This window comes from Bradyrhizobium sp. SZCCHNR3119, from assembly GCF_032487775.1.
In the GTDB taxonomy this organism is placed as follows: Bacteria; Pseudomonadota; Alphaproteobacteria; order Rhizobiales; family Xanthobacteraceae; genus Bradyrhizobium.
The window spans coordinates 801,427-818,402 of record NZ_JAUEUV010000002.1 but is presented as its reverse complement, the minus strand read 5'-3'; the positions used below and the strand labels follow the sequence as shown (position 1 = coordinate 818,402).

14 protein-coding genes and 2 pseudogenes are annotated in these 16,976 nt (G+C 60.8%); 12 read left to right on the top strand and 4 right to left on the bottom strand.

The features are described 5' to 3' along the window. Complete coding sequence (locus QX034_RS31050) at nt 1-981, bottom strand: sugar-binding transcriptional regulator (RefSeq protein WP_315743449.1); 981 nt, start codon at nt 979-981, stop codon at nt 1-3. Between the two features lie 178 nt (nt 982-1,159). On the opposite strand from QX034_RS31050, the gene QX034_RS31045 reads away from it, so the two are divergent. The 8 genes and pseudogenes from QX034_RS31045 to QX034_RS31005 form a co-directional block, all read left to right on the top strand. Continuing rightward, nucleotides 1,160-2,362: an ABC transporter substrate-binding protein gene (locus QX034_RS31045; RefSeq protein ID WP_315743463.1), complete on the top strand. Its 1,203-nt coding sequence runs from the start codon at nt 1,160-1,162 to the stop codon at nt 2,360-2,362. Beyond that, the gene (locus QX034_RS31040) at nt 2,359-3,180 is read left to right on the top strand and encodes an ABC transporter ATP-binding protein (protein WP_316196238.1); all 822 of its coding nucleotides are present in this window, start codon (nt 2,359-2,361) and stop codon (nt 3,178-3,180) included. The genes QX034_RS31045 and QX034_RS31040 overlap by 4 nt, the downstream gene beginning before the upstream one ends. Nucleotides 3,181-3,232: 52 nt before the next feature. Next, on the top strand, nt 3,233-3,880 hold the full coding sequence (locus QX034_RS31035) for an ABC transporter ATP-binding protein (protein WP_315707214.1): 648 nt from the start codon (nt 3,233-3,235) through the stop codon (nt 3,878-3,880). Between the two features lie 7 nt (nt 3,881-3,887). Continuing rightward, nucleotides 3,888-5,804 carry an ABC transporter permease gene (locus QX034_RS34100; RefSeq protein ID WP_409977503.1) on the top strand — a complete coding sequence of 639 codons (1,917 nt, stop codon included), beginning with the start codon at nt 3,888-3,890 and terminating at the stop codon, nt 5,802-5,804. 119 nt (nt 5,805-5,923) lie between these two features. Continuing rightward, nucleotides 5,924-7,153, top strand: a complete 1,230-nt coding sequence (locus QX034_RS31020) for an amidase (protein ID WP_316196237.1) — start codon at nt 5,924-5,926, stop codon at nt 7,151-7,153. Next, nucleotides 7,140-8,432, top strand: a complete 1,293-nt coding sequence (gene phnA / locus QX034_RS31015) for a phosphonoacetate hydrolase (protein WP_315707216.1) — start codon at nt 7,140-7,142, stop codon at nt 8,430-8,432. The genes QX034_RS31020 and phnA overlap by 14 nt, the downstream gene beginning before the upstream one ends. Before the next feature lie 2 nt (nt 8,433-8,434). Further along, nucleotides 8,435-9,721, top strand: a complete 1,287-nt coding sequence (locus tag QX034_RS31010; protein ID WP_315768912.1) for an alkaline phosphatase family protein — start codon at nt 8,435-8,437, stop codon at nt 9,719-9,721. Then, a pseudogene (locus QX034_RS31005) lies at nt 9,714-10,256 on the top strand (ABC transporter ATP-binding protein); the annotation flags it as partial. The gene QX034_RS31010 and the pseudogene QX034_RS31005, both read left to right, overlap by 8 nt. 423 nt (nt 10,257-10,679) lie before the next feature. On the opposite strand, the pseudogene QX034_RS31000 reads toward QX034_RS31005, so the two are convergent. Beyond that, nucleotides 10,680-10,823, bottom strand: a pseudogene (locus QX034_RS31000) (DUF2442 domain-containing protein); the annotation flags it as partial. A 388-nt stretch (nt 10,824-11,211) separates the two neighbouring features. Between QX034_RS31000 and QX034_RS30995 the strand changes: the two are divergent. Both QX034_RS30995 and QX034_RS30990 read left to right on the top strand, forming a co-directional pair. Next, complete coding sequence (locus QX034_RS30995) at nt 11,212-11,412, top strand: hypothetical protein (protein ID WP_315707218.1); 201 nt, start codon at nt 11,212-11,214, stop codon at nt 11,410-11,412. A 51-nt stretch (nt 11,413-11,463) separates the two neighbouring features. Beyond that, complete coding sequence (locus QX034_RS30990) at nt 11,464-12,063, top strand: hypothetical protein (RefSeq protein WP_315707219.1); 600 nt, start codon at nt 11,464-11,466, stop codon at nt 12,061-12,063. Nucleotides 12,064-12,329: 266 nt separating this feature from the next. On the opposite strand, the gene QX034_RS30985 is transcribed toward QX034_RS30990, so the two are convergent. Next, complete coding sequence (locus tag QX034_RS30985) at nt 12,330-14,063, bottom strand: AIPR family protein (RefSeq protein WP_315707220.1); 1,734 nt, start codon at nt 14,061-14,063, stop codon at nt 12,330-12,332. Nucleotides 14,064-14,539: 476 nt separating this feature from the next. Here QX034_RS30985 and QX034_RS30980 point away from each other — a divergent pair, with 476 nt between their 5' ends. Continuing rightward, the gene (locus QX034_RS30980) at nt 14,540-14,830 is read left to right on the top strand and encodes a hypothetical protein (RefSeq protein WP_315729495.1); all 291 of its coding nucleotides are present in this window, start codon (nt 14,540-14,542) and stop codon (nt 14,828-14,830) included. Nucleotides 14,831-14,932: 102 nt separating this feature from the next. Then, nucleotides 14,933-16,285, top strand: coding sequence for an IS1182 family transposase (locus QX034_RS30975; protein WP_315764670.1), 1,353 nt, complete (start codon nt 14,933-14,935; stop codon nt 16,283-16,285). Between the two features lie 168 nt (nt 16,286-16,453). Here the strand turns inward: QX034_RS30975 and QX034_RS30970 are convergent, their stop codons facing one another. Further along, nucleotides 16,454-16,792, bottom strand: coding sequence for a hypothetical protein (locus QX034_RS30970; RefSeq protein WP_315707222.1), 339 nt, complete (start codon nt 16,790-16,792; stop codon nt 16,454-16,456). Between the last annotated feature and the right edge of the window lie 184 nt (nt 16,793-16,976).

The following is a 16,976-nucleotide window of genomic DNA, read 5'->3' as shown; positions in this document are numbered from 1 at the left end:
TCAATCCAGGAGTTTGGACGCAGCCGCTTCATCGGTGACTAGGACCTGGCAGAAGCCAGCCAGCAGGCCAGCGCGAATAATGTCGACCTTGTGCTCACCTCCGGCGGCGAGGATCCGATGTCTGATCTGAAGCACATGCTCGATCGGTGGGTTGATCGTCCGCTGTACCAGGGGATGGCGAAGGGGCTTACCGGCTGAATCGAGGTAGTGGCCGCAAATATCTCCGACGGCGCCGGCGTCAAGCAGCGAAGCCCAGGTCTCGCGAGAAATGACGTCATATTCGAGCGCCTTCGATTTCGGAGACAGGTCGATCGCGCTCAAGAGCGCAACGTCGAGAGAGGGCACCATCGCGAGCACCGAACGAACAGGTTCGCTCGCGACCAGAATGTCTCTCAGCTCCGCGGTCTCGGCGAACATCGGCGCGGTCAGATAATAGCATCGCGCGCCAAGCGCTCGGGCGATCATGGTTGCGTTGTCATACGGATTGATCGGCGCGCTTTCGGCAAGCCCGCCGGACATCAGGACGACGCGGGTGCCGTCTCCCGATCGCTGCGGCAGGTTTTGAGCGGCGGCATTGATGGTGCCTCCCCAGGTGATTCCCAGTGAACCCGACGGCGGGAGGCATTCGGCGACGTATCGCGCGGCGGCAGCTCCGACGAAAGAGCGCACATCGGTGCCGCCCATAGGGACCGGCACCACGATCGCGTGACGCAGATTGAATTTGCGGATGAGTTCTTCTTCGAGCTCGGTCCGCAGGCCCGCGGGGTCGGCGATCGTGATTTGCACGAAGCCGCTTTCCCGTGCCTCGCCAAGGATGCGGTTGACCCGCTTGCGGGTCATCTTCAGCCGCTGCGCGATCGCGTCCTGGGTTTGCCCCTCTCTGAAGTAGTACCAGCAGATCTTTGCTACCAGTGCGGCCTCGGTCCGACCATCGCCGGCCTCGCCTTCGCCTGGTGCCGCTTGCGGGCCTCTAATCAACACGCCCGGGCCCTCCGATTCGGCTTCAGGAATCTGCTGTTTGCCTGTTCCGGGGGCGGAATGGCAACCCATCAGGCTTTTCCACAGCTCATATGTTGTGACCCAAATGTACCTAGTTCGTCACAAATGTGTTATGGGTTGCCTCTATCTGTCCGCCGAGCTTGGAAACAGGAGACGGTCCATGCGTCGGCTGATCATCGCAACATTGCTGTTGTGCGGCGGGGCGACGTCCGCCGTCGCGGAATTTTCCGACAACAAGATCATTATCGGTGTGATGGGTGATCAAAGCGGAGTCGTTGCGGACGTCGGCGGACCCGGATCGATCGTGGCGGCCCGTATGGCGGTCGAGGATTCTGGTGGAATCGCTGGCGGCGTCCCCATCGAGATCATTGCTGCGGACCACCAGAATAAGCCCGAGGTTGCCTCTGCGATTGCCCGCGAATGGTTCGACCGGCGCGGTGTCGACGTGATCGTCGACCTGCCGCATTCAGGCGTGGTCTTCGGGTTGATGGCCATTGCCACCGAAAAAAGACGTTCCTTGATGATATCTGGTGCCGCAAGCGTTGAGATCACCGGAGCGCGTTGCTCGCCGTTTGTCACGCACTGGACTGACGACACCTATTCGCTCGCGCGCGGGACCGCCGCCGCTCTGGTGCAGCAGGATCTGAAGTCCTGGTATTTTCTGACTGCGGACTATGCATTCGGCCACGATCTCGAAAAGGACGCCACGCGCTTGGTCGAGGAACGTGGGGGCAAGGTGATCGGAAGTGCGCGGCACCCTCTGAGCACGGCCGACTTCTCTGCCCTTCTGCTGCGCGCGAAATCCTCGCAGGCCCAGGTCGTGGCGCTGGCGAGCGCTGGTGCCGATACCGTCAATGCCATCAAACAGGCCGGTCAGTTCGGTATCATCCGTGGGGGGCAGCATGTCGCGGCTCTCCACGCGTTTGTCACCGACATCAACAGCGTCGGGCTCGAAGCGGCCCAGGGCCTAATCATCACGACCGGCTTCTATTGGAATGACACGGACGGCACTCGCGCCTTTTCGGAGCGCTTTTTCAAGGTTCATGGACGCATGCCGACCCGAGAGCAGGCTGGCGTCTATACGAGCGTGCTGCACTATCTCAAGGCCGCCGACAAAGCGAAGACCGACGATGCCGCGCTCGTGAACGCGGAAATGCGAAAGCTGCCGGTCGATAAATTCGGTCAACAGGTCCGCATCCAGGAAAACGGACGGGTCATCTACGATCTTGGGGTTTATCGCGTGAAGACCCCGGCCGAGAGCAAGGGCCCGTGGGACTATTATGAGCGGATTGCCACGGTCCCGGCCGATACCGCCTTTCGCTCGAATGAGACGGCGGGCTGCGCCGCTGCGAGCGTTCGATGACGACCATCCTTCTTGATCGTCCGCGGCTGGCAGCCGCACCGATTGCCTCGGCCGTCGCAGGGCGAGCTGCAGCTTCGATGCTGACCGCTCGCAACCTGGCTGTTCGGTTCGGTGATTTCGAGGCGCTTCGTGGGGTCTCGCTCGATCTCGATGCAAGGGCAATTCATGCGGTGATCGGGCCCAACGGGGCAGGCAAGACCACGCTGTTCAACGTGATCAGCGGCTTTACGAAACCGAGCGCTGGCCAAGTTCGTCTCAACGGTGTGGATGTGACGTCAGTTTCGCCGAACCGACTTGCGCGGCTCGGGCTCGCCAGATCGTTTCAGATTTGCTCGATCTTCCCCGATCTCTCCGTCGCCGACAATGTCGGTACGGCACTCGCGCTGAACGTGCGGGGTCTGCAGCTCCTGTGCGGTCGCTCGAGACGAGACGAAAATGAAGCAAGGGTCCGGCATCTTCTCGATCAGGCCGGGCTCGCGGACGAAAGCAAACGCCGGGCTGCGGATCTGCCCTATGGCCGCCGGCGACTGCTTGAGATCGTCACGACGATCGCGATTGGACCGAAATTTCTGCTGCTCGACGAGCCGACCGCTGGCCTGGCCCGAGAGGACATCGCGCCCGTTGCAGCTCTGATCAAGACGGTCGCTGCCACCTGCGGCGTCCTTCTGGTGGAGCACAATCTGCAAGTCGTGAAGAGTCTGGCGACGAAGGTCACGGTGCTCGCGGAAGGCGCGGTCCTCTGCGAGGGGACTTACGACGACGTCGCGCGGGACCCTCGCGTGATCAACGCCTATATCGGAGCCGACCGCTGTGCCTGACGCCGTTTCGCTGCGCCTCTCGGACGTGGAAGCTTGGTATGGCGATTCCCAGGTGCTGTTCGGCGTCGGATTCACGGTTCGGCCCGGCGAGGTCACTTGTCTGGTCGGTCGCAACGGCGCAGGCAAGACAACCATCCTTCGCGCCATCATGGGGTTGCTGCCGCGACAAACCGGCAGCATTGTCCTGTCCGGGTGCGACGCAAGCGGACTGCGCCCATATGAGCGCACAAGGTTCGGCATCGGTTATTGCCCCGAGGAGCGGGCGATCTTCTCCGGCCTGACCGTCGAGGAGAATCTCGCCCTTCCTCCAGCGGTTTGCGCCACAGGCATGGTCAAAGCCGATATCTTCGCGCTGTTTCCGAATCTTCGCACCAGGGGACGCCACTACGGCGATCAGCTCAGCGGCGGTGAGCAGCAAATGCTCGCGATCGCCCGGATTTTGCGCACGGGCGCGCAGACGCTTCTACTGGACGAGCCCACCGAAGGACTGGCGCCGGTCATCGTGAGACAGATCGAGCAGGTGCTGATCGAGCTCAAGCGCCGCGGCTACACGATCCTGCTTGTGGAACAGAACCTCGATTTCGTCCTGCATCTCGCCGATCGCGTGGTGGCGATCGAAAACGGTGAGGTTGCGGACGATCTCGAAACCCGAGGTGGCGAGCACGTCAAGGCTCGGCTTCTCCAACGTCTTGCGCTGTGAGTCCTGCATGATGGACCTCATCCTCGGCTATCTGACGATCGGCCTCGTCAATGGTTCGTTCTACGCGCTGCTCAGTCTCGGGCTGGCGCTCATCTTCGGCCTTCTCAACGTTCTCAACATGACGCATGGCGTGCTCTATATGATGGGCGCTTTTGCTGCATGGGCTGGTTCTCGATATCTCGGATTGGACTATTTCGGGGGGCTGGCTTTCGCGCCGGTGTGCGTAGCCGCTTTCGGCATGATGCTCGAACGCTGGCTGCTGCGTCGAACCTACGGCCTCGATCCGCTCTACGGCTTCATGCTGACCTTCGGCGCGGCGATGGTCGTTCAGGGCGCTTTCCAGGCCCAATTCGGTTCAACCGGACTGCCCTACGTCGCGCCGGATTGGTTAGCCGGTGGGGTTGATTTCGGCTTTCTCTATTTCCCCGTATACCGGCTTTGGGTCGTTGCTGTGGCGCTCGTCACATGTGTGATCGTCTGGATCGCCATTGCTCGCACGCGTCTGGGCTCGATACTGCGCGCCTCGTCTGAAAATGCAGCCGCTGCTGAAGCCCTCGGCGTTGGCGTGCCTCGTGTCTTCGCCGCTACTTTTGCCTTGGGCTCGGGCCTGGCGGGACTGGCAGGCGCGCTGGCCGCGCCGATCTACCAGGTCAGCCCGTTGATGGGTTCGGACATCCTGCTTGTCGTGTTTGCGATCATCGTTATCGGCGGCATGGGTTCGATCGCGGGAACCATCGTCTCGAGCTATGCGCTCGCGCTGATCGAGAGCCTGACGCAGGCGCTGGTCCCGCAGGCAGCGAGCTTCGTCGTGTTCGCCTTCATGTGCATCGTGCTTCTGCTTCGCCCGCAGGGGCTCTTCGGCATTCCGGTCGTCCGGTCCCATGAATTCATGGCGGCCCGGCTTTCCTGGATCGAGCCCGCCGGAAAGGATGCCGCCGCCAAACGCACGAACGGCATGGTGCCGGCGCTCGCTGCCGCGGCCGCTCTCGTGGCGCTGCCGGTGCTGCTCTATCCCGTTTATCTGATGAAGGTCTTCTGTTTCACAATCTTTGCCGCGTCATTCAACTTCCTGCTCGGGTTCGCCGGTATCATGTCCTTCGGCCAGGCGGCCTTGTTCGGCACGGCGGCCTATCTCACTGCTCATGCGGCGAAGGAGTGGGCCCTCCCACCGGAAACGGCAATCGGCATCGGGATCGCGGCCGCGCTCGGTCTTGGACTTGTGATGGGCATCTTCGCGATCAGGCGCCGTGGCATCTATCAGGCCATGATCACGCTGGCGATCGCGCAGATGATCTATTTTGTCTATCTGCAGGCCAGCTTCACCCATGGCGAGGACGGCATTCAGTCAGTCCCCCGCGGCATGTTGCTGGGACTGATCGATCTGCGCGAGGACGCCAATGTCTATTGGCTCAGCGCCGCTGCCATGCTCGGCGTGCTGTTCGGCCTACGTCGTTTGATGAGTTCCCCGTTCGGGATGATGCTGATCGCCATTCGCGACAATGAACGCAGGGCTCTGTCGCTGGGGCATCATGTCGACGCATACAAAGTCGCTGCATTCGGCATCGCGGCTTTCTGCGCTGGCGTGGCCGGCTCCCTCAGTGCCATCGTCTTCCAATTGGCGACCTTGTCTGACGCGCATTGGCATCTCTCGGGTGAAGCCGTGCTGATGGCATTGATCGGCGGTATCGGGACATTTGGGGGCCCTCTCATCGGCGCCGCTGTCTTGGTAACGATGCAGCATTTCCTGTCGCCGTTCGGTTCCTGGATCCTGGCTGTTCAGGGGGCCGTCTTCATTCTTTGCGTCCTGCTGTTTCGCGACGGGCTATTGCCCCAGGCCCTTGCACTCACCGCAAATCTTCGTCGGCAACATGCGACCTCGGACAACGCCGCGGTCCCGCGGGTGGCGGAGGCCGTCGGTCAATGAATGACGCATCAGGCACCCAGAGGCTCGCGCTCGTTTCGGACTGCAGGCGATTGAATGAATTGTCAGCTCGTACGATCGTCAATGCGATCCGCGATCGTCGGCTGACAGCGGCATCCGTGATGGAAGCCTGCCTCGAGCGGATCGCCACTCGCGAACCGCAGGTGAAGGCCTGGAGCTTTTTGGATGCGGATGCGGCGCGGGAACGGGCGCGGCTGGCAGATGAATGTCAGTCCGCGGGATTGCCGCTCGGCCCACTGCACGGCCTGCCAGTCGGTGTGAAGGACGTGTTCGACACCAGCAACATGCCATCCGAATACGGCAGCGCAAGCTTGCGTGGGCGCCGGCCGACCGAAGACGCTGATGCCGTCAGCGTGCTGCATCAGGCCGGGGCGCTCATCGTCGGTAAGACCAGCACCTCCGAATTCGGCATGTATCATCCCAGTCCGACCCACAATCCCCAGGATCTGTCGCGGTCCCCCGGCGTGTCGTCGGCGGGCTCTGCGGCGGCCGTGGTCGATCATATGGTTCCGCTGGCGCTCGGTACCCAGCACACGGCATCCACGACGCTGCCAGCTTCGTTCTGCGGTGCGTTCGCCTTCAAGCCGTCATTCGGGTTCACGAGCATGCGGGGATCGAACGTGCTGGTCCCGCGCATGGCGCATATCGGTCTGCTGGCCCGGTCCGTCGACGATCTCACGCTATTCGCCGGAGCATTCGATCGCAGACTTACGGAGGTCGAACCACTGCGGCATCCGCCGAGGCTCGGCTTTGTCCGTGGACCGGGCTGGGACCGCGTCAGTCCCGACGCGCGACAAGCTCTTGATCGGCTGGTTGCCGGACTGCCTGTGGCCGTAGCCGCAGTCGATCTGCCTGGCGAATTCGACATGGCGCTTGAGGTCGTGCTGGGCCTTCTGAACGCTCATCTGGCAAATCGTTTCGGTGCCTTGCCGGAGAACACCTTCCGCAGCTTCTGTCCGCCGCTGCAGGAGGGGATCGTTGCCGGGCGCGCGTTAAGTGCTGTACGTTATCTCGAACTCGAAGCCATGGCCGACCGGCTCAGCGCTCTGGCCGCGGCATTGTTGTCTGATCATGACGCCTTTCTCACACTTTCCGCACCGGGTGAGGCGACGCGCCTCGAGGAGGGGCCGGGCTCCGGCGTCATGTCCACGCCCTGGAGCCTGTGCGGACTACCGACCGTGTCCCTGCCGCTGCTGCGCGGAATAAATGACATGCCGATCGGTGTCCAACTCGTTGGCTGTCAAGGGGGCGACCACGATCTTCTGCGTGTGGCGGCATGGCTCACGGATGCTGTAACCCTCAACGGTAAGTCTTTTCATGAACAAGTCTGATTGGATATTGACCGATGCCACGCCAAATCGCGCGGAGAGAGCTCTACTCCGAGTGAACGGGCGCGCCTACGCCTGGCCGAAACGTCCGGCTGTGGTCGTCTGCTTCGACGGCTGCGATCCGGCCTATATCGAATCTGCCAGCGCCGCCGGAGCCATCCCCGCCATCGATCGGATGCGGCGCGAAGGCTTCAGCGCCTCGGCGCTTGCGGCAATGCCGACATTCACCAACCCCAACAACGTGTCCATCGTATGCGGTGTGTCACCCGCCGTTCACGGTGTCTCCGGCAATTTCTATCTCGACCGTGATACCGGCGCAGAAATTATGATGGTGGATGCGACTCCCGTGCGCGCGCCGACGATCCTGGCAGCCTTCTCGCAGGCAGGAGCCAGGGTTGTTGCGGTTACTGCCAAGGACAAGCTGCGCAGAGCGCTCGGCCATGGGCTCGACGGCATCGCGTTCTCTGCCGAGAAAGCCGACGATGCAACCGAAGCGGAGAACGGAATCTCCGCAATCGGCGCGCTGGTGGGGCGTGGAGCGCCAGATCTGTATTCTGCCGATCTTTCCTTGTTCGTGCTCGATGCGGGAATTCGCCTGCTTGAGGCGCGTCGGCCGGACCTGATTTACCTGTCGCTATCCGACTACGTGCAGCACAAGCATGGGCCGGATGCTCCCGAAGCGATCGCCTTTATGCACGAGGTGGACCAGCGGTTCGCAACATTGATCGCGCTCGGCGCCCGCCTCGGAATTGTCGCCGACCATGGCATGAACGACATGGCCCACCCGAACGGTGAGCCCAACGTCATCTATCTTGGCGACCTGCTGGATGCCGCCTTCGGGGCCGGTTCAACCCGCGTTATCTGCCCGATCACGGATCCCTTCGTACGTCACCATGGCGCTCTCGGCGGCTTCGTCCGTGTCCATCTTCAACGGACCGGGATTTCGAGCGGCGCGGTGCTGGAGTTCATTCGCCAGATTCCTGGCGTCTGTTTGGCCGCGTCGCGTGAGGAAGCGTGCCTGCGCTTCGATCTGCCGGAGGATCGTGAAGGCGACATCGCCGTGGTCGCCAGGTCGGGCGTCGCCCTCGGCGCTCGTGCCCGCGACCACGACGTTTCGCAGCTCGCGGGCGAGCGGCTGCGTTCTCATGGCGGCCTCGCTGAGCAGGTGGTTCCGTTCATCCTCTCTCACCCGCTGCGGCCTGGGCTGGCGGAGGGCAGGGCAGGGCAACGGCTCCGCAACTACGACGTTTTTTCTGCACTGCTCAATGATGTGGAAGTCTGACCATGCGTCGCGCGGTCCTCGTCATCCTCGATGGTCTACGCCGTGATCTCGTGACGGCCCAGACCACGCCTCGTCTGGCGGCCTTCGCTGGGCGCTCCGAGCAGTTCGCCGCCCATCGCACGGTGTTTCCGTCTTGCACGCGGGTGGTTTCGGCGAGCCTGGCAACCGGTTGCCATCCGGCGCGCCACGGCTTGCAGGGCAACACCATGGCGCTAATGGAGAACGGGCGACTCGTTCGGCACGACGCGGGCCGGCCCGACTTTCTCCAGCATAAGCGACGCGTCACCGGTCGCGCATTGGCGGTGCCAACCTTGGCGGAGTACGTAACGGACAGCGGCGGTGCTGTCATCTTCAGCAACGTATCGCCAGGAGCGGCCTATGCGCACGATCCGGATGGATTTGGACGGGTCTATCATCGGGCCGGATCGTACGGCCGCGGCCGGGTCCCGCTGCCGCAAGACGAACAGCTCCGCGTCACGCTGGATGTAGAGGGTGACCGGGCGATGACCGAGCGCTTCATCCGCGAAGCGGTGTTGCCCCAGTCCGATCCTCCTGCTCTTGCGGTGCTATGGCTCGGCGAGCCGGACGCCACGCAGCATGTCTTGCCGATGGGATCACCCGGTCATCTTGCGGTGCTGGAAGAGGCCGACCGCAATGCGGGGCGGGTCATGGACGCGGTGGCTAGGCTCGCGGACCGGGACGATATTCTATTGCTGATAGGATCGGATCACGGTCATCAGACGGTCGCAGGCGTCGTCGACATTGATGAAGAACTGGTCGCCGCCGGATTGAAGGAGAGCGCTGATTCATCCGACGTGGTCGTCGCCTCCAATGGCACCTCCGCGCTGCTCTATGTCCATCCCGATTTCGTCGCACGCACGCCCTCGCTTGGCGACTTCCTTGCCAATCAGGAATGGACGGGCACTGTTCTCGATGGCAGCGCTCTGGGGTCGGTGGGGCAGTCCCGGGATCATGGCCTTGCTTTTGCGGTCTCAATGCGCGCGAGCCAGGAAGCCAACGCCTATGGCGTAGCTGGCACCAGCCTCGTTGCGGAGCGCGCCGGCGGCAAGGCAGATATTCTCGGCAGCGGCCAGCACGGCGGCCTCGGCGCAGGCGAGCAGGCGCCCTTTCTCATGATCGAGGGCGCCGGCTTCAGCCGTGGCGCGGTGAGGCAAGAGCCTTCCTGTGTCGTCGACATCGCGCCAACCATTCTTGCCCATCTTGGGCTTCCTGGTTCTGGAATGGATGGGCGTCCGCTTCAGGCCGCGCGGGGAGGCCAGGATGGCTGAGATCGAGCTACGCCACATCGAGAAGAGCTATGGCCAAACCGCCGTCGCGAAAGGAGTTTCGCTGAGCATTCGCGATGGGGAGTTCCTTACCTTGGTAGGGCCCTCGGGATGCGGAAAGTCGACTTTGCTGCGGATCATCGCTGGGCTGGAGGCGCAGGATCGCGGCGAGGTCGTGGTGGGCGGCCGCTGCGTGAACGACAAGCGCCCCAAGGAGCGCGACGTCGCCATGGTGTTTCAGTCTTACGCGCTCTATCCACATCTTAGCGTGTTCGATAATCTCGCGCTGCCATTGCGGACCCGCCGCCTGACCTTTGCCCAGCGGCTGCCGCGTGTGGGCCGTGCATGGCCGGGACGTGCCGGCATTGAAAAGGCGATCCGCAGTGAGATCCAGCAGGCTGCTTCCATGCTCGACATCGCCCATCTGCTACGCAGCAAGCCGGGCCAACTTTCGGGCGGTCAATGCGAGTGTGTTGCGCTCGGCCGCGCGATGGTGCGGCACCCCGCAGTGTTTCTGATGGACGAGCCGCTGTCTAACTAACTAATCCGCCCTACGCTCGCTGGTTATCAGGCGCGCTCCGACATCAATCGGATCATGGGCCTCTGGTTGCGATCATACTCAAAGTCAGAAACGACCGTTGGTGTGTCTCGAGCTCGCAACTCCAACTGAAAGCGCTGAACGTTGTTAAATACGTCGTCTGGCGCACTACTTCCTGCATTATAATCTAGACTAGTAGTCGGCATCAGCGAAGCTGATATCCGGGAAAAGCGCGTGAGCCCCGGATGTCGTTGACGCTCATCCGGGCTACGCAGCTCGCTTGAAACCGGACGCTGGTCACTGAGACGGTTATGGCGGGCTCAGTATAGGTGACCTGATCGTCGGCAAGAATGCCGACTTATGCAAGTGCGGATAGCCGCACGGACTTAGCGAGGCGAGTAAAATGCAGCGTCACCGTAATTTTATCTCGACCTGTTGACGCTCGGCCGGAGTGGCGTGCAGCAGGCGAGGAAACCGAGCCAGGGGCACGCTGAGCGTTCGACCATCGGTCAATTCGACCGACACGGTGTGTTCGTCAAAACGAACGCTGGTTGCCGAAACGGTCATGCCGAGCTCAGGAAGGAACCGCCCAATTGTGTTTGAGAATGGAACGTGCAGCAAGAGGGGCGCCGTCGCCCTTGACCGCGCGGGGGGAGACGAAGGCAGCAAGCAAAAAGCGGACGGCTCTACCGCCGTCACGATAAAGTGTGCTGGACTGCACCCCTTAAGGGGCGAAACGGCGGATGACGCTCCGCTAATCCGCCCCTGCGCGCTGTTTCGGCCACAACCGATCAAAGGGCCTCGCAACACGTGTTCTGGTGCCGTCGAGATCACGCGGAAGACAGTGACCGCGGCCCCAATGTCATGACCGGCTGCCCCACTCTCGACGCAATCCGTCGTTCATGGTCGTGGTGCTGAGGGCTTGGGGCGCTGTTCAGACTCGAGGAGAGTTCGAGTGAAGACATTCGTGATTTCAGCAGGCGCGATGCTCGCGCTGGTGACGATGGCCCATGCCGCCGATCTGCCGCGCCCGCAGCCGGTCTACGAGCAGCCCGCGTTCGGCAAGATGCCGATCGGCAAAGCTCCGATTGGCAAGTCTCCGGTTGGCAAGGCGCCGGTCGTCGTCCCCGCGCCGGGCTATCGCCGCGGCTACTGAGCCCGGTCAGCGCTTTCACCAGACGTCATCATCCCCGGGGGCGTGCTTGTCATGCGGCGTTTCGGCTGGGTCGCACTTTCGTTGTCAGCTTTGCTGCTGCCCTGCGTCGCGCAGGCCGCCTCCGCGCGGCCGGCAGTCGCCCGCATGGCTCATGAGGTCGCACGGACCGCGCCCGCCCGGCGCGTCTCCGAGGTTAAAGGGCCATACTATGTCGACTTCCGGGCGCGCACCGCCGCGAGCTGGGGCCACGCCTTCGTCTGGTATGGCAAGAGCAGCGAGAAGGCGGTCGACGTCGCTGGCCTGACCCCGGCCGGCGACGAGCTCGCCTACGTGCTCGGCTATTTCACCTTCGTGCCGTCCGAGACCGGCGCGAGCTATGGCGATCTCGATCCGGACTATGTGACCGCGAGCTACCGCGTCTATCTGAACGAAGCCGACGCCAAGCGCGTGTTCGCCTACATCAAGAAGCTGCAGGCGGACTCGCCGGTGTGGAACGCCGAAACGGCGAACTGCACCTCATTCATCGGCAGCATCGCCAGCTTCATGGGCCTGGACACCCCGGTCCGCTGGACCCGGCCCGAGGAGTACGTCAACAAGCTCCGCGAGCTGAACGGCGGCCGGCAGGTCGTGCGGCTGGCGGCGGAGCAGTAGGGCGTCGGAAGAAAAGGGCAGTGTTATCGTTAGGCGCGATTGGAGTAACCTGATCGTCTGCGCCCTTGATGAACTCCTTGGCGGTGCCAATCCGTGGCGGCCCACGCCTGCGGCGGCGGTGCTGGTGTATGAGGTCGTGAGCGTGTTGGGTGAGCGAGAGATCAGTGCACTATCACCGTAACGCGTCCAAGCTTCGTGGTGGCCAAACGTAAACCGCCGATCGGGTCAAGCGGCGGATTAGGCTCCGTTATTGCGCCCTCCGATTGCTACGACCTTTTTGTCGACGAGGGGCTCTTGGTTGAGCCTTTTACGGGAGGATTGCTGGCATCATCAAATACTTGCTTGCTCGCGGACGGGTTCTTGAAAAGAACAGCGAGAAATTTTCCAGGAAACTTCTTGTCTACAGATTTGACGATCTCCTGGTAGGTATCTTCGCAGATTGCCTCGAGCACTTTGGTGTTAAGATCGGCGCCAAAGTCTTTTATCGGTTGCGATAGCTTTTGGATGCCCAGCTTTCGAAACGCCACTGATGCCAGAATTCGATTTCCATGAATGAGGACTCCCCACCGAGTGCCGCTCTTTTTTGCAATAGTCTTTTTCTTTTTCTCTATCCAGTCGTCAATTTTTCTGCTGACAATCGTGGCGTTGAAGGCGTGCGCACCGCTGACCGCGGGGTTGAATACCGCCTTATACGGGGGCTTGGCGAGGTCGTTGAAGAAGCGGCCTATACCAGTCTTAACTTGTACGGCTAAATTCGGATCGCCAGAGGCGCAAGCTAGCGCTGTCGTCACTTCGATCAATTCACAAGAAGTGGACGTCGCGACGACGTCTTCGCTTCGGAGAAACTGATAGTCGATACCCTCGACCGCCATTTCTTCACGTATTCTTCTTTGTTGAGGGTCTTGGGCAACGAAGTCTCGGGACTCTATGCGATTTTGAAGGTTGTTTGTCCGTGTTACGGCGTTGCCGAATCCTGCTGGTGTCGATTTTAGCAATATAACCCGTATCGGGACGCGGACCTTGCCAAGATTTGCATCGTTGTCTACCTTGCTGAGGGAGCTAACTGTCTGGGCGCCATTTACAATGGATGCTCCACGAAATTTGAATTGGCCGGCGGATTGTGATGCAGCGTTAGCAGGTGCCTTGAGCGCTTCGTCAGCGGTCAAGGTGATTCCGTTGTTGAAGTACCAGAAGTGCTCTGGCGCACTTATCGCAGTTTGACGAATCTCGTTGTTTACTTCGGTGGTACCTAAGGATTGACGGATGTTGGCTGCGACCAGACCTTTTCCATGTTTTCTCCACCATGTCTTCAGCTGCAAACCGTCGATTAATCCGAAGTAAGCTGCATACGGAGAGTTGACGCGAGACCAATCAAGAATCTGCGCGTCAAGCGTCAGGTTGCCTTGAAGCGGATCATTCGCCAGCCGAGAGTATACTTCGGAAAGGCCCATCAGCTCGCTGGAAGCGATCTCGTCTGGATCTTCACCATTCAGCTCCTTCAATAACTTATCGATTAGGCTCTGACCGGGCGCTGCTAGTGTGCTCGCTCCCGTAGTGACGAGTGCTAAATGGATCGAAGTTCCTGGCGTATTTATTCTGACGAGGATGTCGGCCAATCGAGCTTGAACCCGTGCGCCGAAATTGGCTTGGTTCTGTTCGATTGCATCTTTTACTCCATTTATGAAGGGACCCAGATCCTTGGCTTCTGGTTCGCCTGAGCCCTTGTTGATCCATTTTGATTGGACGAATACGACGCATAGATCTGATTGATCGAAATAGGCGGCATCTATTCCGTTGTCGCCGGAACCGTCCCATACGGCGGCAGCGGCCTGCTCTGGACTGCATGCCGCTATGGCATATACGCCAAAAGCAGCCAGGCATCGTGTTAGAATTTTTTGGTCTCTCTCGGTGTCTTTTTCGGAGAGATCGCTTAGGTCGAGATGAGGTTCAAAGAGGGTTCGAAGTCGAGCTTTGATTTGGTTGACCTTAAGCGATGACATATGACCAATCTCAAAAAATAGGTGGCTCGGAGCCACCCTTTGCTGATTACAATTTCCGGTGGTAAATTGGTGGGAAACCCAAAGTTCCGAACTAGGTCATCCTGAAGTCACTGATCCATAAGGGTTTTCTAACTGTCCCAAATCGAGAGACCCAAAGTTGTGGTCTCCGGCGACCCAAAGATGTGAACTAGACGCCTCCGGATAGCCCGAGGTGCGGAACCACGCGGTCGAAAAGCTCGCCGACGGACGCGGAAAAACACTGCGGTTCGGCGAACTCGCGTCGCCCCTTGCGGTCGGCGCAGGCGATGTCTGCTCGCGGGCACAACCGGAAGTAACCCACAGCGGGACTGTAAGGCGGCTTTTGACCCAAGCGGATGTCGCCCGTTTCGATAACACGCAACGCAGTCTTTACCATGAGGTCGTCGGCAAGCCGAAAAGATCAACATGGAGGTGCGGCGGGCTGCAAGGATGCATAAGTGATCAGCATGAGCAGAGGCATCCCAACAGGCAAAACCTATCTCGGGTTCGCCGCGCTATGGCACGCCATCTTTTTTGGCGTGTGGATCGTTTGTATTGCCTTTTTCGCGACTGGTAACATCGTCACCGCGACCGCTCTAATCCTGCTCTCCGCATATGGCTTCTTTCGGCATGCCAGGGCGATTGGCCGACGCGGAAAGCAGGGCATTCGTCGGCCCACGCCTGAGCTTCGTCGATGGTTGTCGATCACTTCAGCAAGCCGGGACGTAATCGACAGCAATTCTCGATAGTGCGGCGGACGACCGCTTGTGGCCGATTTCGTTGAAAAAGTCAGCGGTTGCGACGCAGAGATATCGGTGATTCAGTCTGTCTAGTGGGCAGGACTGAAGGTCATGATGGGGCATCGGCAAGTCGAACAGGCTGCGTTGTTCTATGAGTTCTCGCTGGAAAGGCACATCCCCGCCGACCACCTCCTGCGGTCGATCGATAGGTTCGTCGACCTTGAGGACTTACGGCGGGAGCTGGCGCCGTTCTACAGCAACATCGGGCGGCCCTCGATCGATCCGGAGCTGATGATCAGGATGCTCCTGATCGGCTATTGCTTCGGCATACGATCGGAACGGCGCCTCTGTGATGAAGTCCACCTCAATCTGGCATACCGCTGGTTTTGCCGGTTGGGTCTGGATGGAACTGTCCCCGATCACTCGACGTTCTCGAAGAACAGGCACGGCCGCTTCCGTGAGAGCGATCTCTTCCGTCGCGTGTTCGAGACCGTCTTGCGCCGCTGCATCCGGGAGCGCCTGGTCGGCGGCGAAGGGTTCGCAGTCGACGCGAGCCTGATCAAGGCGGATGCCAATCGGCAGAAGGGAATCGAAGGCGATAAGGGGCTTCCGCCGGAGGCTGCGGGTCGAGCGATCGACGAGTACCTTGCCGTTCTTGATGATGCCGCGTTCGGTGCCGCGACGGAGGTCACGCCCAAGTTTGTGTCGCCCTCCGACCCGGCGGCGCGCTGGACGGGAGCGCACGGCGGCCAAGCCTTCTTCGCCTACTCGACGAACTATCTGGTCGACGTCGAGAATGCGATCATCGTCGATGTCGAAGCGACCACGGCGATCCGCCAGGCAGAAGTATTGGCCGCCAAGCGCATGATTGAGCGTTCAATCGAAAGGTTCGATCTTTATCCAAGCCGGCTTCTCGGCGACAGCGCCTATGGCTCAGCTGAGATGCTTGGCTGGCTAGTCTACGAGCAGGGGATCGAGCCGCACGTGACCGTCTTCGACAAGTCGGCCCGCACCGACGGGACCTTCTCGCGTGAGGCCTTCACCTACGACCATACCAGGGACGTCTATCGCTGCCCCGCTGGCAAACCCCTCACCACTACAGGGACGCTGGTGAACAACGATACGACGGTCCTCTACCGTGCGAGCAAGCACGATTGTCAAGCATGCTCTCTAAGAAGCAGGTGTTGCCCCAACACCCCGGCCCGAAAAGTGCCGCGCTCGATCTACGAGGGCGCTCGCGACATGGCACGCGAGATCGCAAGCTCATGGGAAGGCCGCACTTCACGCCGGCTCCGCAAGAAGATTGAGATGCTGTTCGCGCATCTCAAGCGCATCCTCAAGCTGGATCGGCTGCGACTAAGAGGGCCGAACGGCGCACGCGACGAGTTCACCCTGGCTGCAGCCGCTCAAAATCTTCGTAAGATGGCCAAGCTGATCCCGATGTCCACACCGACGCCCGCGTGAACCACACCGCGCCAATTCGTCCTCGAAACAGCTGGCGTTCACGACGAAACTACTGCCGACTTTTTCAACGGAATCGGCCCTAAGCCGACGTTCTCGATCGGCGAAGTTGAGGTGCATTTTTGACCGAAAGCCAACGTTCCACTGCTGAGCTGTTCATTGACGACTGTTCTAGCGCAGGTGGGGTTCTGCGGCTCCAAGCACCAGCGCCCATCCCACAGCCCACGCCACAACTTTCCACCACAATCGGATCATCTGACGATGAACCAACTGACCTGTCGAGTTGTATCGACTTGAATCGAAAAAACCACCGCCGTCAAAGAAGCGTTCGTTCTTGCTTGGATCGCGGTTGTTCATCAGGACAAGCTGGAAGTACCAAAATCGAGGCATCACGGCGACAATAGGCAGACCTTCGTCATCGTCGCGTGGACGAGGCGCGTGCCCGTGGACGACCCGGGGCGGTCCGGGCAGGGTGGTGAAGGCCAGCCGCTCCCTGGAAGAAGAGCCCAAGGTGTATCATCCACTAGACCGACCCGGGGCGAGGCGCTGATCTCCCGGCGCGTCGATATTGCACGGTCATCACGAAATATCCTCCACCGGCGCGGAGGTCCGATACCAGGCCACGCAGCGCCTCGGGAGGGGGCGGGTAGGCGAATCCTCTGCTAGGCGATAGACCGGGGCTGAGAGATTGAAA